Here is a 14,398-nt window from a genome sequence, read left to right as displayed (position 1 = left end):
CGGGAATTCACCGGGCGCGGCGTCCGGTGGGACATCGCACCCGTGCGGTACCGGCGTCCCCGCAGCGGAGCCGGTGCCGTGCCGTAGATTGGGGGCGGACGAAGGGGGAGCTCCGATGGTGGTGCGCACGGAGGAACCGGCCCGGGTGGGGCCGTTGTTGGCGCAGTGGCGGCGGCGCAGGCGGGTCAGCCAGCTGGAGCTGGCCAACCTGGCGGGCGTCTCGGCGCGGCACGTCGGCTTCGTGGAGACCGGGCGCGCGCAGCCCAGCCGCGAGATGGTGCTGCGGCTGGCCGAACACCTGGAGGTGCCGCTGCGGGAGCGCAACGCCCTGCTGATGGCGGCCGGTTACGCGCCCGTCTTCCGGGAGAAGCCGCTCGACGACCCGGCGATGCGGCCGGTCCTGGAGGCGGTGCGGCGGGTGCTGAGCGGCCACCACCCCTACCCCGCCCTGGCGGTCGACGGCCGGTGGGACATCGTCGCCGCCAACGCCGCGTTCGGCCTGTTCACCGAGGGCGTCGCCGCCCACCTGCTGGAACCGCCGGTGAACGCCCTGCGGCTGGTCCTGCACCCCGACGGGATGGCCCCCCGGATGGTCAACCTCGGCCAGTGGCGGGGCAAACTGCTCACCCGGCTCGCCCGCTGCGCGGCGTTCGACGAACGGCTCCGCCCGCTGTACGAGGAACTCCAGGGCTACCCGTGCGACCAGCCGGTGCCCGAGGTCGACGTCCCCGGCCCGGACGACATCATGGTCCCGCTCGAACTGCGCTGCGGCGACCAGGTGCTGACCTTCATCGCCACCCTCGCCACCTTCGGCACCGCCCGGGACGTGACCATCTCCGAACTGCTCATCGAGAGCTTCTTCCCGGCCGACGACCGCACCGCCGCCCACCTGAACGCCCTCACCGGCCCGCCCCCCTCCTCCTGAACCCCCGTCCGGGGGAACCCGTCCGGGGGCACCTACCCGGGGGCACCTACCTGGCGGGTAGTTGAGGCACCCGGCGGCCCCGGGGAGAGTGGATCGCGCACCGCGCCCCGCACCCGCCGCCCCGGCGGGGCGGAGCGGCGCGGGCCTCCCACTTCCCCGCAAGCCGCAGGAGCCTGCCCTCCCATGACCGACAGCACCACCGTGCCCGCCGCCCCCGTCCCCGCTCCCGCCCAAGCCGCCGCGCCACCGGGCGCGCCGCACCCCGCCACCCTGCCGATCGTCCTGGTCGGCGTGTTCCTCTCCGGGCTCGACTTCTTCATCGTCAACGTCGCCGTCCCCGCCATCCGGCTCGACCTGCACGCCACCGACGCCCAGATCCAACTCGTCGTCGCCGCCTACGCGCTGGCCTACGGCGTCGGCCTGATCACCGGCGGCCGACTGGGCGACCTGTACGGGCGCCGCCGCGTCCTCGCGCTGGGCATGACCCTGTTCACCGCCGCCTCCGCCGCCGCCGGCGCCGCCCCCACCGCCGAACTGCTGATCGCCGGACGGGTGCTCCAGGGCGCCGCCGCCGCCCTGATGGCCCCCCAGGTGGTCGGCATCATCACCACCTCCTACCAGGGCCAGGCCCGCACCAGGGCACTGAGCTGGTACGCCGCCGCGGCCGGGATCGCCGCCGTGTTCGGCCAGCTGATCGGCGGCGTGCTGATCCGCACCGACGTGCTGGGCCTGGGCTGGCGGGCCTGCTTCCTGGTCAACCTGCCGATCGGCCTCGCCGCCGCCGTCGCCGCGGCCCGGCTGCTCCCGGAGTCCGAGGCCCCCGGCCGGTCGCGCCCGGACCTGCTCGGGCTGCTGCTGGTGACCGCCGCGCTGACCGCCGTCTGCCTGCCGCTGATCGAGGGCCGGGAACGCGGCTGGCCGCTGTGGACCTGGCTGCTGCTGGCCGCCGGACCGCCGCTGCTCGCCGCGTTCGCCCTCCAGCAGCGCCGACTGGCCCGGACCGGCGGCTCGCCGTCGCTCGACCTCTCCCTGTTCCGGGAACGCGCCTTCACGGCCGGCCTGGCCGCCCAGCTGATCTTCTGGGCGTCGATGGCCTCGTACTTCCTGGTGTTCGCGCTCTACCTCCAGCAGGGCCGCCACCTCGCACCGATCGCCTCCGGCCTGGTGTTCAGCGTGCTCGGCGTCGGCTACGTGGCCGCCTCCACCACCGCCCGGCACCTGGCCGCCCGGATCGGCCGGCACGCCATCACGGCGGGCTGCGCGCTGCGCGCCGCCGGGCTGCTGCTGGAGCTGTGGGCCGTCGCCGACACCGCGACCAGCCTGTGGTGGCTGGTGCCCGGCCTGCTGCTGGACGGCTGCGGCATGGGCCTGTCCTTCGCCCCGCTGACCGCCACCGTGCTGGCCCGCGTCCCGGCCGCGAGCGCGGGCTCGGCCGGCGGTGTGCTGACCACCGGACTCCAGGTCGGCAACGCCCTCGGCGTCGCCCTGATCGGCCTGGTCTTCTACCGCGTCCTGGCCGACACCTCCGGCCCCGACGCCGTCCCCGCCGCGTTCCGCGCCTGCCTGCTGTACGTGCTGGCCGCCACCGCGCTGCTCGCCCTGGTGGTCCAGGCGCTGCCCGGCCGGAAGGCGGCCGGACGGTGACCGCCCCGGCGGGGGCGGCGGCGGCCGGGCCCGACCCGGAGGAGCTGGCCCGCCGCTACGTGCGGCTGTGGAACGAGCCCGACCCGGACCGGCGCCGCGCCGCCGTGGCGGAGCTGTTCGCGCCCGGGGTCGCGCACCGCACCCCGACGATGGCGGTGGACGGCCGGGCGGCGCTCACCGAGCGGATCGCCCTGGCCCACGCGGCGTGGGTGCGCGACACCGGGCACGCGTTCCGCCTGCTGCCCGGCACGGACGGGCACCACGGGGTGGTCCGGCTGCGCTGGGAGATGGTGCGGGCGGCGAGCGGCGAGTGCGTCTCGGCGGGCACCGACCTCCTCGGACTCGACCCGGCCGGGCTGGTGCTGACCGACCACCAGTTCATCGACCGCTGAGCCCGGCCCGGTCCTGACGGCCCCGGCCCGGCAGCGGCCCGGGCCCGGACGGACCGCCGGCCCCCGAGGGGAGTCCCCTCGGGGGCCGGCGGTCCGCCGCGGCCGGACGCTTCCGCCGCGCCCGGCCGCGGCGCGTCACCCGCGCCGGTGGCGCGTCACGGCTGCCCGCCGCGCTCCAGCGGGATCCGCTCGCCGGCCTCGACCGCCGCCGGGAGGCGGTTCTCGGCGGGCGGCAGCGGGCAGGTGGCCAGGTCGGTGTAGGCGCACGGCAGGTTGGTGGCCCGGTTGAAGTCGACCGTGACCCGGCCCTGCGCGTCCGGCTCGTCGATGCTCAGCGAGCGGTTGGCGGCGTACGTGGTGACGCCCGAGGTGGCGTCGGTGAACAGCACGTGGAAGGTGCCCGGCCGGAAGCCGTTGAACGCGGTCAGCCGGTGCGTACCGCCGTCGGGCAGCGTGAACTCGATCTCGCCCGGCGCGTCGTACACGTGCTGCAGGCCCTCCACGGCCGCGCCGACCGTCACCGGGCGCGGCTCCTCGAACGGCAGGTAGCGGCCGGTCAGCGCCCAGCGCGGGTCCGGCGCGTAGGTCGGGGTGCGGGTGAAGGCGCGCAGCAGCGGGTTGTCGGGGTGCCGGGGCCGGACGATGTCGTGGCCGCCGCGCTTGGCGACCTCGATCACCGCCTCGCCCGCCGTCGCGTACCGGCTGGCCCGCTCCGGCAGGACGCCGAAGTCGTACCGGCCGCGCACCGGCTCCCCGTCGAGGAGCAGCTCCTCGCCCTCGTCCAGCTCGACCCGCACCCCGTCCGGGCCGGTCGACCAGGCGCCCGGGGCGTCCGGGAAGCGGGTCGGCTCGGCGTCCAGCCAGTGCAGGCTGGTGACGGCGAGGAAGCCGTGCGGGTCGGCGAGGGCGCGCTGGCCGGCGGCGTGCCACTCCTCCCACTCGCGGGTGAACTCCTCGGTGCCGGCGGGGTCGTGGGCGGTGGTCGGTTCCTGGGTGGTCGTCATATCGCTTCCTCGGCAGTGCGGACGGGGACGGGCGGAAGGTCGAGGTGCTCGCGCAGGGTGCTGCCCTCGTACTCGGTGCGGAAGACACCGCGCTCCTGGAGCAGCGGCACCACGGTGTCGGCGAACTCGTCCAGGCCGCCGGGCGTCAGGTGCGGGGCCAGGATGAAGCCGTCGCTGGCGTCGGACTGGACGAAGCGGTTCATCTCCTCGGCGATCCGGGCCGGGGTGCCGACGAAGGACTGGCGGGCGGACACCTCGATCACCAGGTCCCGGACGGACAGCTTCTTCGCCGCGGCCAGCTCCCGCCACTCGCGGGCCACCGCCAGCGGGTCCCGGCCGGTCCGGACCGAGGCCCGGCCCCGGGACACCGTGTGCTCGCCGACCAGCGGATCGACCTCCGGCAGCGGCCCCTCCGGGTCGTGGTCCGACAGGTCCCGGTTCCACACCTGCTCCAGCAGCCGGATCGCGGTCTGCCCGCTGACCTGCTGGCGGCGCACCAGTGCGGCCTTCTCGCGGGCCTCCGCGTCGGTGGCGCCCAGCACGAAGGTCACCGCGGGCAGGATCTTCAGCGCGTCCGCCGGCCGGCCGTGCCGGGCCAGCCGGCCCTTCACGTCCGCGTAGAACGCCTGCCCGGCCTCCAGGGTGCCGTGCCGGGAGAAGATCGCGTCCGCCGAGGCGGCGGCGAACTCGCGGCCCTGCTCGGAGTCGCCGGCCTGGAAGATCACCGGACGGCCCTGCGGCGCGCGCGGCACGTCGAACCGGCCCGCGATGTCGAACTCGCTGCTGCGGTGGGCGAACCGGCCCGCCTCCGGATCGCCCAGGAACACCCCGGACGCCGGATCGGCCACCACCTCGTCCCCGCGCCAGGAGTCGAACAGCCGCCAGGACGCCTCCAGGAACTGCCGGGCCCGGGCGTACCGGTCCTCCTCGCGCAGGAAGCCGCCGCGCCGGAAGTTCTCGCCGGTGAACGCGTCCCAGGAGGTCACCACGTTCCACGCCGAGCGGCCCGCCGAGAGGTGGTCCAGGGTGGCGAACTGCCGTGCCACCTCGTACGGTTCGTTGAACGTCGAGTTGATCGTCCCGGCCAGGCCGAGCCGGTCGGTGACCGCGGCCAGCGCCGCCAGCACGGTGAAGGTGTCCGGCCGGCCCACCACGTCCAGGTCGTAGATCAGCCCGTTCTGCTCGCGCAGCCGCAGGCCCTCGGCCAGGAACAGGAAGTCGAACTTGGCGCGCTCGGCGGTCCGCGCCAGGTGCGCGAAGGAGCTGAACGCGATCTGGCTGCCCGCCGCCGGGTCGCTCCACACCGTGGTGTTGTTCACGCCCGGGAAGTGCGCCGCCAGGTGGATCCGCTTGAGCGGCTTGCCGCTGCTGCTCTGGTTGCTCATGTCTGCTGCGTTCCTTCGGAGTTCAGGCGCTGACGGCGGTGGCGCCGGCCGTGGCGTCGGCGTCGGCGTCGGCCGTGGCGGCGGTGGCGTCGGCCGTGCGGCCGGTCCCGGTGGACGCGGCGGGTGCGGCGGCGTAGCGGTTGGCGGGGCGCGGCAGGCCCAGCAGCCCGCGCAGGGTGGACGCCTCGTAGGCGGTGCGGAACAGCCCGCGGCGCTGGAGCTCCGGCACCAGGCCGCGGGTGATCCGCTCCAGGTCGTACGGCAGCGCGCCCGGCCGCAGCCGGAAGCCCGTCAGCCCGGACGCCGCCAACTCCGCCAGCAGGTCGGCCAGTTCGGCGGGCGTCCCGGCGAAGACCCGGGCGTCACTGGTGTACTCGGCGCCCGCCGCCGCGTCCAGCCGGGACAGCCGCTCGGCCGCCGCGCCCGGCTCGTCGTCCAGGAACACCACCAGGTCCGCGAAGACGTGCACGGTCTGCGCGGCCCGCCCGGCCTCCCGCTGGGCGGCCCGCACCTCGGCCACGACCGCCCGGGCCTGCTCCGCGTCGTGCGGCGTCACGAACGCCAGGTCGGTGGAGCGGCCCGCCAGCCGGAACGGCTCGCCGCGGTGGGCCAGGGCCGCCACCGGCGGCTGGCCCTGCGGCGGGCGGGGCGTGATGGACGGGCCGCGCACCGAGAACCGGGGCCCCTCGAAGTCGATGTAGTGCAGCTTCTCCCGGTCGATGAACCGGCCGGTCGCCGCGTCCCGGATCTCCGCGTCGTCCTCCCAGCTGTCCCACAGCCGGCGCAGCACCTCCACGTAGTCCTCGGCCTCGCCGAAGGACTCCGCCAGCACGGCCAGCGCGGCGGGCGAGTCCAGGTCGTCCGGCCGCAGCTCGCGCGGCTCGCGGCGGCCGAAGTGCCCGACCTCGTCGACCCGCCCCGAGACCTTCACCCGCAGCCCGGCCCGGCCCTCGCTCACGAAGTCCAGGGTGGCCACCGCCTTGGAGAGGTGGAACGGCTCGGTGTGCGTCACGATCGCCGTCGGCACCAGCCCGATGTGCCGGGTCAGCGGCGCGATCCGGGCCGCCACCAGCACCGCGTCCAGCCGGCCCCGGACCCGGTCGGTGCGGGCGTCCGGCTCGAACGGGTGCTCCGACTGGAGGCTCAGCCCGTCCTCGATGGTCAGCAGGTCGAGCAGGCCGCGCTCCGCCTCCGCCGCCAGGTCCGCCCAGTACCGGGCGGTGAACAGCTCCTTCGGCCGGGCGCCCGGCTCCCGCCACGCGGCCGGGTGCCAGCCGGCGCCGTCCAGCGCGACGGCCAGGTGCAGCGGGGCGGGCGCGGCGGGCGCGGCGGGGACGGCGGCAACGGCGGGAACGGCGGTGGACGCCTCGGGGGAGGGGGACGCTGCTGGCGATGCGGGCATGGCGGGACCGGTTCCTGTTCACGGGAGGGGCTGGCGAACGCGCCGGGGCGGGCACCGAAGGCGCGGCCGGGGCGCGGTGCGGCGGTGGAGCGAGGGGAGGGGCGGAGGGCGCGGGGCGGTGCGGGCTCAGCCGACCGGGCCGGCCGGACAGAGCGCGGTGCTCACCCGCAGCAGGTCGACCGGCCGGTCGAGGTACACCTCGCGCTCCAGTGCCCGCACCGCCGTCACCTCCCCGTCCGCGTCTCGCGGCACCGCCCGGGTGCCGCCGTCCTCGCACCGTAACCCCGCACCGGGGCCCGGCACAACGCTGTTCATACAGCGGTAACGAACCGCCGACTCCGGCCCGCCGGGCGGCCGTTGACATCCCGTCCGGGCCCGGCCTAGCTTGACCGGGACGAGCGACGAGGGACGACTGCGACCAGCGACGAGTGACGGCCGAGCGACGAGGCGACCGGGGGGTGCGGGGTGGTGCGGCCAGCGGAGCGCGCGGTGTACCTCGACCGGCCGGTCGACCTGCTGCGCGTCAGCAGCGCGCTCTGTCCGGCCGGCTGAAACCGCGCCGCCCGTCCACCCGTACCAGGAGCCCGCCCCGCCATGAGCCCGCGCACCCCCCTGCCCGCGCCCACCGCCAGCACCGCCGCCGACACCGGCGCAGCCGCCCACGTCCTCGACAACCCCGCCTGGGCCGCCCTCGCCGGGCCGCACGCCCACCTCGCCGAGCGCCGCGGCCGGGCCGCCCGCTACCCCGCGGACGTCTCCCCGTTCACCGCGCTCGCCGACCCGGCCGACCCGCTGGCCTGGCAGGACCTCGCCGCGCTGGCCGGACCGCCCGGCAGCACCACCCCCGTCACCGGCGCCGCCGCCGCGCCCGCGGGCTGGGAGGTGCTGGAGTCCGGCCACGGCGTCCAGCTGGTCGCCACCGCGCTGCGCACCGAACCCGCCCCGGAGGCCGTCGAGTTGGGCCCGGCCGACGTCCCCGAGATGCTCGACCTGGTCGCCCGCACCCGCCCCGGCCCGTTCCTGCCCCGCACCATCGCCCTCGGCCGCTACCTCGGCCTGCGCCGCGACGGCCGCCTGATCGCGATGGCCGGCGAACGCCTGCACCCGCCCGGCTGGACCGAGATCAGCGCCGTCTGCACCGACCCCGACCACCGCGGCCGCGGCCACGCCACCCGCCTGGTGCGGGCCGTCGCGCACGGCATCGAGCAGCGCGGCGACACCCCGTTCCTGCACGCCGCCGCCGACAACACCCGGGCGATCGCCCTGTACGAGTCGCTGGGCTTCACGCTGCGCCGCCACACCGCGTTCCTGCGGGTCCGCACCCCCCTGGAGGGCGGCCCGGCCGTCCCCGCGGGCACCACCTCGAACCGGGAGAGCTGACGCCATGGCCGACCGCCCCACCACCGCCTTCCACTGGTTCCTGCCGACCGGCGGCGACGCCCGCGACCTGGGCGGCGCGGCCCACGGCACCGGCATCGGCGGCGCGTCCGCCGCCGCTGCCCCGGCCGGCCGTCCCGCCACCCTCGGCTACCTCACCCAACTCGCCCAGGCAGTCGACCAGTTGGGTTACGACGCGGTCCTCACCCCGACCGGCGCGCACTGCGAGGACGCCTGGATCACCACCGCCGCGCTGATCGCCGCCACCCGCCGGCTCAAGTTCCTGGTCGCCTTCCGCCCCGGCCTGATCGAACCCGCGCTCGCCGCGCAGACCGCCGCCACCTTCCAGCGCCTCTCCGGCGGCCGGCTGCTGCTCAACGTGGTGGCCGGCGGCAGCGACGCCGAACAGCGCGGCTACGGCGACCGGCTCGACCACGACGAGCGCTACGCCCGGGCGGGAGAGTTCCTCGACGTGGTCCGGGCCGCCTGGCGCGGCACCCCGTACGACCACGCGGGCCCGCACTACCGGATCGAGGGCGGGCACCTGCGCCGGCCCCCCGAGCCGGTGCCCGAGGTCTACTTCGGCGGCTCCTCCGACCCCGCGCTCGACGTCGCCGCCCGGCACGCCGACACCTACCTGACCTGGGGCGAACCCGTCGAGCAGGTCGCCGAGAAGATCGCCCGGGTCCGCGAGCTCGCCGCCGCGCAGGGCCGCTCCCCGCGCTTCGGCCTGCGGGTGCACGTGCTGAGCCGGGCCACCGCCGCCCGCGCCCGGCAGGACGCGGACGACCTGATCGCCGGGCTCGACGACGCCGCGATCGCCGCCGGACAGCAGCGGCTGCGCGCCCTGGAGTCGGTCGGCCAGCGCCGGATGCTCGACCTGCACGGCGGCAGCCGCGACCGGCTCTGGATCGCCCCCAACCTCTGGGCCGGCATCGGCCTGGTCCGCGGCGGCGCGGGCACCGCCCTGGTCGGCAGCCACCGCGAGGTCGCCGACCGCCTCGCCGAGTACCGCGACGCGGGAGTCGACGAGTTCGTCCTCTCCGGCTACCCGCACCTGGAGGAGTCCTACACCTTCGCCGAGCACGTCCGCCCGCTGCTCTGACGGCCCGCCCGCCGGGACACGGGGCCCGACGGACCGCCGCCCGCCCCCAGGGGCCGAACCTCCCACGACCCGGGACGTTCGGCCCCTGCCCCTTTCCCGCCCCCGCCCCTACCGTGGAACCTCACCCGTTGGCCGGGCCGGCGGGGCCGTGACACCCCGCCGGCCCCGGGCGGACCGCAGCGCGGGCACCCCCGGCCTCCGCCCCGGCCGCGGTCCGGGTTCCGCTCCCTTCCCCGGTCGCCGCACTCCCGGCCTCCGCCCCGGCCGCTGCTGCCGGGCCCCCGCCGTCCGACGCGCGCACTCAAGCGGCAGCGCACCCGCTTTCGTTCATTTTCATGGCTCGGTCGTTTTTTTGCGTGAAGCTCGATACGCTTCGGCCATGACGAAGAAGCTGGACGAGGTGGCCCGGTTCGCCGGTGTGAGCGCGGTGACGGTGAGCCGGGTGCTGCGCAACCGGCCGGGAGTGGCGCGGGAGACCCGGGAGGCGGTGCTGACGGCGCTGGACGTGATGGGGGTCGAGCGGCCCTCGGCGTTCCGCTCGGACCGGGCGCCGCTGGTCGGGCTGGTGGTGCCCGACCTGCAGAACCCGGTGTTCCCCGGGTTCTGCGAGGTGCTGGCGGGGGCGTTGAGCAAGCAGGGGCTGATGCCGGTGCTGTGCACCCGGACGGCCGACGGGGTCTCGGAGGCGAACTACATCGAGATGCTGCTGCGGCAGAACGTGGCGGGCATCGTCTTCGTGGGGGCCAGCTACGCGGACGCCGGGCCCGAGCAGGGGCGGGCGCTGCGCGAGCGCGAGGTACCGGTGGTGCTGATCAACGCGGCGGACGGGCATCGCGGTTCGGCGCTGATCTCGGTGGACGACGCGGCGGCCGTCGAGCAGGCCGTGGCGCACCTGGAGGCGCTCGGGCACGAGCGGATCGGACTGCTGCTCGGCCCGGCCGGACACGTACCGTCCGTACGCAAACTGGACGCGTTCGCCCGGCACCTGCGCCGCCGCGGGCGGGAGGGGGAGCTGAGCCGGCTGGTGGCCCACGCGATGTTCTCGATGGACGGCGGGGCCGCCGCCGCGCCCCGGCTGGTGGAGGCCGGGGCGAGCGCGGTGGTGTGCGCGAGCGACGCGCTGGCGCTGGGGGCGATCCGGCGGCTGCGGCGGGAGGGGCTGGTCGTGCCGCGGGACGTCTCGGTGGTCGGCTTCGACGACTCCCCGTACATGATCGCCACCGACCCGCCGCTCACCACGGTGCGCCAGCCCGTCGCCGCGATGGCCGCCGCGGCGGCGAAGGCGCTGGTGGAGCAGATCGAGGGCCGTCGGCTGCCCGCCGAGGAGGTGCTGTTCGAGCCCGAGCTGATCGTGCGCGGGTCGACCTGCACGGCCCCTGCCACCGTGGCTGCCCGCGGCTAGCGGGCGTCGCGAAACCGGTTCGTAACGCAAGCATGTTGCGTCATCCCGTTGACTTCTTGCGTTCACAATGTCAGTGTTCGGGTCACCGACGAGCGCCCGGTGCCACCGATCCGGGCCTCTTCCTCCCTCACGCCGTTTGCGCTGCGAGCCGGGCTCGGCGCAAGCGGTTGCAGGATCCACGGAAGGTCCGAATCAGCATGGGCAGCAACAGAATCCGCCGGGTCTCCGCCGTGGCACTGGCCGCGGCCACCGCCTTCGCCGCCACCGCGTGCGGCAGCGGCGGCAGCGGCAGTGGCAGCGGCGACGCCGGGGGAGTGGTCACCATCTCCGTCAACGGCCTCCCCCCGGCCACCCAGACCGTGGACCGCAAGAACTTCGAGGACGACGTCAAGGCGTTCGAGGCCGGCCACCCGAACATCAGGATCGACGCCCACGAGGGCATGATGGACCCGAAGACCTTCGCCGCGAAGCTCGCCGGCGGTCAGCTGGAGGACGTCTACTACGTCTACTTCACCGACCCGGCCGGCCTGATCCAGCGCCACCAGGCCGCGGACATCACCCCCTACCTGAAGGACGTCCCCGCCCTCGCCGACGTCAAGCCCGCGTTGCAGGACGTCTTCAAGGGCCGGGACGGCAAGGTCTACGGCCTGCCCACCGGCAACTACTCGATGGGCCTGGTCTACAACCGCGAGCTGTTCACCAGGGCCGGGCTCGACCCGGACCGGCCGCCGACCACCTGGGACGAGGTCCGCACCGCCGCGCAGAGGATCACCGCGCTCGGCGACGGCGTCACCGGCTACGCCGACTTCTCCAAGAACAACCAGGGCGGCTGGCACCTGACCTCGTGGATCTACTCGCTGGGCGGCGACGTCGCCACCCAGGACGACGCGGGCAAGTGGAAGGCCGCGGTCGACTCCGACGCGTCCCGCAAGGCCCTCCAGTACCTGCACGACATGCGGTGGACCGACGACACCATGGGCAGCCGCCAGCTGCTGGAGATCCCCGACGTCCAGAAGATGATGGGCGCGGGCAAGCTCGGCATGTACCTCGCCGGCCCCGACAACATCCCCACCATCGTCAAGCAGTTCGAGCGCAAGTACGACGAGTACGGCCTGGCCGCGATGCCCGGCACCGCGACGCTCGGCGGCGGCGACGGCTTCATGTTCAACCCCAAGGACACCCCGGCCAAGATCAAGGCCGGCCTCGCCTGGGTCCAGTGGAAGTACCTGAACCCGGACCGCGAGGAGGAGACCACCAAGAAGTCGGCCGGCTCCGACATCCCGATCGGCCTGCCCCAGCCCGACCTGTTCGACGGCAAGAGCGGCGAGACCACCAGGGCGGTGCACGCCAAGTACGCCAACGTCCCGCAGCGCAACTACCAGCCGTTCACCGACCGCGCCGCCGAGGTGAAGGTCAAGGTCGAACCGCCGAACGCGCAGCAGATCTACACCGTGCTGGACGGCGTGATGCAGGCCGTGCTGACCAAGCAGGACGCCGACCTCGACGGCCTGCTGAAGGACGCGCAGAAGAAGGTCGACACCATCCTCGCCACCGCGCAGTGAGCCCGGGGCGCGGCCGGCCGACCACCTCCCGCCGCCGCCGCCGGCCGCGCCCCGTCCGTCCTCCCGCTCCCGTCCTCCCGCTCCCGCCCGAGCCGAAAGCCACCCGCCCATGAAGGTCGACACCGTCGGCGCGCCGCGCCCCACCGAGCAGCGGCCCGCCACCGACCCCGCACCGCCCCCGTCCTCCTCCCCGCGCCGGGCGGGACTGCGGCGCCGCCTCGCCGACAACCTCGTCGGGTACCTGTTCCTCGCCGCCGGCATCCTCGCCTTCGCGCTCTTCTCCTGGTACCCGATCGTCCGCGGCTTCCTGCTGAGCTTCCAGCAGGTCAACTTCACCGAACCCGCCACCTGGGTCGGCCTGGACAACTTCCAGCGCCTGTTCGACGACCCGCTGTTCCTCACCGCCTGGCGCAACACCCTCTGGTTCACCGCGCTGGCCCTGGTGTTCGGCTTCGCCGCCCCGTTCGTCACCGCCGTCGTCCTCAACGAGCTGCGCCACGGCCGCGCCTACCTGCGGATGACCGTCTACCTGCCGGTGATGCTCCCGCCGATCGTCACCGTGCTGCTGTGGCGCTGGTTCTACGACCCGGGCCCGGGCCTGTTCAACCACGCGCTGGCGGTCCTGCACCTGCCCCCGCAGCAGTGGCTGGAGTCGGAGAACCTGTCGATGCTCTCGCTGGTCCTGGTCTCCACCTGGGCCAACATGGGCACCACCACGCTGATCTACCTCGCCGCCCTCCAGGGCGTGCCCGGCGAACTGTACGAGGCCGCCCAGCTCGACGGCGCCTCGATCCGGCAGCGGCTGTGGCACGTGACGGTCCCGCAGATGCGCTTCATCCTGCTGATCACCCTGCTGCTCCAGGTCATCGGCACCATGCAGGTGTTCATCGAACCCTTCGTGCTGACCGGCGGCGGCCCGAACGACGCCACCGTCACCGTCCTGCTGCTGCTGTACCGCTACGCCTTCGTCTACAACGACTTCGGCCTGGCCAGCGCGATGAGCACGGTCCTGTTCGTCGTCCTCGGCGCCTTCGCCGGGCTCTACCTGCGCCTGACCCGCTCCAAGGGCTGAGAGGAACCCGCCATGGCCACCGCCGAATCCGCCGCCCGCACCCTGGTCGCCCCCGCCGAACTCGACCGCCCGCTCGGCCGGCTGCTCTACCGCGCCGTGCTGGGCACCGTCCTGGTCACCTTCACCGCGGCGTTCGTCTTCCCGCTGTACTGGATGGTCTCCGGCGCGCTGAAGTCCTCCGCCGAACTCGCCGACCCCAGCCCGACGCTGATCCCGCACAGCTTCCACCCCGAGAGCTACGCCCAGGCGTGGAGCAGCACCGGACTGGGCCGCTACTTCCTCAACACCCTGCTGCTGGCCGCCGGGGCGCTGCTGTGCCAGCTGCTGGTGGACGTCTGCGCGGCGTACGCGCTGTCCAAGCTGCGGCCGGTGCTGGGCAACGTCGTCCTCGCGATGATGCTGGCCACCCTGATGCTGCCGGTGTCCGCGCTGCTGGTGCCCACCTACCTGACGGTGGTGGACATCCCGCTGATCCACGTCAACCTGATCAACACGCCGTTCGCGATCTGGCTGCCCGCCTGCGCCAACGCCTTCAACATCTTCGTGCTGAAGCGGTTCTTCGACCAGATCCCCGAGGAGCTGATCGACGCCGCCCGGATCGACGGCGCGGGGCCGGTCCGCATCCTGCTGCACGTCGTGCTGCCGCTGGCCCGGCCGGTGCTCGCCGTGGTGTCCATCTTCGCGGTGGTCGGGGTGTGGAAGGACTTCCTGTGGCCGATGCTGACCCTGCCCGACCCCAAGGGCCAGCCGATCACCGTCGCCCTCAACACGCTCGCCAACGACATGCCGGCCAACCAGCTGCTGGCCGGCATGGCGATGGCCGCCGTCCCGCTGCTGGTGATCTTCCTGCTGTTCCAGCGCCACATCATGGCGGGCCTGACCGCGGGCAGCCTCAAGGGCTGACACCCGCCCGCCGGGAGAGCGGCCGGCGCCACGTCGGCCGACGCCGCGTCGGCCGTCCCTCCCGCTCCGCGCGGGCCGCCGTCCCCGGTGCCGACCTCCCGGGGACGACGGCCGCCCCACCGACCCGGCACCGGCCGCGGCGGTCGGTCGTCCGACCCGCCCGGTGCCGCCGCACCGCCGCACCACCGCAACGCCCCCACCCCACCCCCACCCACCGGGAGCCGC

Annotated in this window: 12 protein-coding genes; 9 read left to right on the top strand and 3 right to left on the bottom strand. The window is 74.9% G+C overall.

The window, feature by feature from the left end; all coding sequences use genetic code 11:
* Positions 1–115 precede the first annotated feature (115 nt).
* The 3 genes from K353_RS01755 to K353_RS01745 all read left to right on the top strand — a co-directional run bounded on the left by K353_RS01755 (position 116) and on the right by K353_RS01745 (position 2,961).
* Entirely contained in the window at positions 116–925 is an 810-nt protein-coding gene (locus tag K353_RS01755) for a helix-turn-helix domain-containing protein (protein ID WP_111551728.1), read from the top strand.
* Positions 926–1,108: 183 nt separating this feature from the next.
* On the top strand, positions 1,109–2,569 hold the full coding sequence (locus K353_RS01750; RefSeq protein WP_111551727.1) for an MFS transporter: 1,461 nt from the start codon (positions 1,109–1,111) through the stop codon (positions 2,567–2,569).
* A complete protein-coding gene (locus tag K353_RS01745; RefSeq protein ID WP_111551726.1) occupies positions 2,566–2,961 on the top strand; it encodes a nuclear transport factor 2 family protein in 396 nt (131 codons plus the stop codon). The genes K353_RS01750 and K353_RS01745 overlap by 4 nt, the downstream gene beginning before the upstream one ends.
* Positions 2,962–3,116: 155 nt before the next feature.
* Here K353_RS01745 and K353_RS01740 read toward each other — a convergent pair whose 3' ends face one another.
* From K353_RS01740 to K353_RS01730, 3 genes are read right to left on the bottom strand one after another with little or no spacing between them, the layout of a single operon-like run.
* Positions 3,117–3,965 (bottom strand): DUF1684 domain-containing protein, encoded by an 849-nt coding sequence (locus tag K353_RS01740; protein ID WP_111551725.1) that lies wholly within the window; start codon positions 3,963–3,965, stop codon positions 3,117–3,119.
* A complete protein-coding gene (locus K353_RS01735) occupies positions 3,962–5,350 on the bottom strand; it encodes an NtaA/DmoA family FMN-dependent monooxygenase (protein ID WP_111551724.1) in 1,389 nt (462 codons plus the stop codon). The genes K353_RS01740 and K353_RS01735 overlap by 4 nt, the downstream gene beginning before the upstream one ends.
* A 22-nt stretch (positions 5,351–5,372) precedes the next feature.
* A complete protein-coding gene (locus K353_RS01730; RefSeq protein ID WP_111551723.1) occupies positions 5,373–6,752 on the bottom strand; it encodes an LLM class flavin-dependent oxidoreductase in 1,380 nt (459 codons plus the stop codon).
* A 594-nt stretch (positions 6,753–7,346) separates the two neighbouring features.
* Between K353_RS01730 and K353_RS01725 the strand changes: the two genes are divergently transcribed.
* The 6 genes from K353_RS01725 (at position 7,347) to K353_RS01700 (ending at position 14,173) form a co-directional block, all read left to right on the top strand.
* A complete protein-coding gene (locus tag K353_RS01725) occupies positions 7,347–8,132 on the top strand; it encodes a GNAT family N-acetyltransferase (RefSeq protein ID WP_111551722.1) in 786 nt (261 codons plus the stop codon).
* A 4-nt stretch (positions 8,133–8,136) separates the two neighbouring features.
* Entirely contained in the window at positions 8,137–9,234 is a 1,098-nt protein-coding gene (locus K353_RS01720; RefSeq protein ID WP_111551721.1) for an LLM class flavin-dependent oxidoreductase, read from the top strand.
* 379 nt (positions 9,235–9,613) lie between these two features.
* Positions 9,614–10,636 carry a LacI family DNA-binding transcriptional regulator gene (locus K353_RS01715; protein ID WP_111551720.1) on the top strand — a complete coding sequence of 341 codons (1,023 nt, stop codon included), beginning with the start codon at positions 9,614–9,616 and terminating at the stop codon, positions 10,634–10,636.
* 197 nt (positions 10,637–10,833) lie between these two features.
* Entirely contained in the window at positions 10,834–12,198 is a 1,365-nt protein-coding gene (locus K353_RS01710) for an extracellular solute-binding protein (RefSeq protein ID WP_199527949.1), read from the top strand.
* 109 nt (positions 12,199–12,307) lie between these two features.
* Positions 12,308–13,270 (top strand): carbohydrate ABC transporter permease, encoded by a 963-nt coding sequence (locus K353_RS01705; protein ID WP_111551719.1) that lies wholly within the window; start codon positions 12,308–12,310, stop codon positions 13,268–13,270.
* 12 nt (positions 13,271–13,282) lie between these two features.
* Entirely contained in the window at positions 13,283–14,173 is an 891-nt protein-coding gene (locus K353_RS01700) for a carbohydrate ABC transporter permease (protein ID WP_111551718.1), read from the top strand.
* Positions 14,174–14,398 lie beyond the last annotated feature (225 nt).

Source organism: Kitasatospora sp. SolWspMP-SS2h (genome assembly GCF_003259315.1).
Lineage (GTDB): Bacteria > Actinomycetota > Actinomycetes > Streptomycetales > Streptomycetaceae > Kitasatospora > Kitasatospora fiedleri.
This window is presented reverse-complemented; position numbering and strand designations above follow the sequence as displayed.

Excerpts from the sequence above, each read along its gene's own strand:
- K353_RS01755 (WP_111551728.1), top strand. The coding sequence starts at position 116 with ATGGTGGTGCGCACGGAGGAACCGGCCCGGGTGGGGCCGTTGTTGGCG.
- K353_RS01750 (WP_111551727.1), top strand. The coding sequence starts at position 1,109 with ATGACCGACAGCACCACCGTGCCCGCCGCCCCCGTCCCCGCTCCCGCC.
- K353_RS01740 (WP_111551725.1), bottom strand. The coding sequence starts at position 3,965 with ATGACGACCACCCAGGAACCGACCACCGCCCACGACCCCGCCGGCACC.
- K353_RS01735 (WP_111551724.1), bottom strand. The coding sequence starts at position 5,350 with ATGAGCAACCAGAGCAGCAGCGGCAAGCCGCTCAAGCGGATCCACCTG.
- K353_RS01730 (WP_111551723.1), bottom strand. The coding sequence starts at position 6,752 with ATGCCCGCATCGCCAGCAGCGTCCCCCTCCCCCGAGGCGTCCACCGCC.
- K353_RS01725 (WP_111551722.1), top strand. The coding sequence starts at position 7,347 with ATGAGCCCGCGCACCCCCCTGCCCGCGCCCACCGCCAGCACCGCCGCC.
- K353_RS01720 (WP_111551721.1), top strand. The coding sequence starts at position 8,137 with ATGGCCGACCGCCCCACCACCGCCTTCCACTGGTTCCTGCCGACCGGC.
- K353_RS01715 (WP_111551720.1), top strand. The coding sequence starts at position 9,614 with ATGACGAAGAAGCTGGACGAGGTGGCCCGGTTCGCCGGTGTGAGCGCG.
- K353_RS01710 (WP_199527949.1), top strand. The coding sequence starts at position 10,834 with ATGGGCAGCAACAGAATCCGCCGGGTCTCCGCCGTGGCACTGGCCGCG.
- K353_RS01705 (WP_111551719.1), top strand. The coding sequence starts at position 12,308 with ATGAAGGTCGACACCGTCGGCGCGCCGCGCCCCACCGAGCAGCGGCCC.
- K353_RS01700 (WP_111551718.1), top strand. The coding sequence starts at position 13,283 with ATGGCCACCGCCGAATCCGCCGCCCGCACCCTGGTCGCCCCCGCCGAA.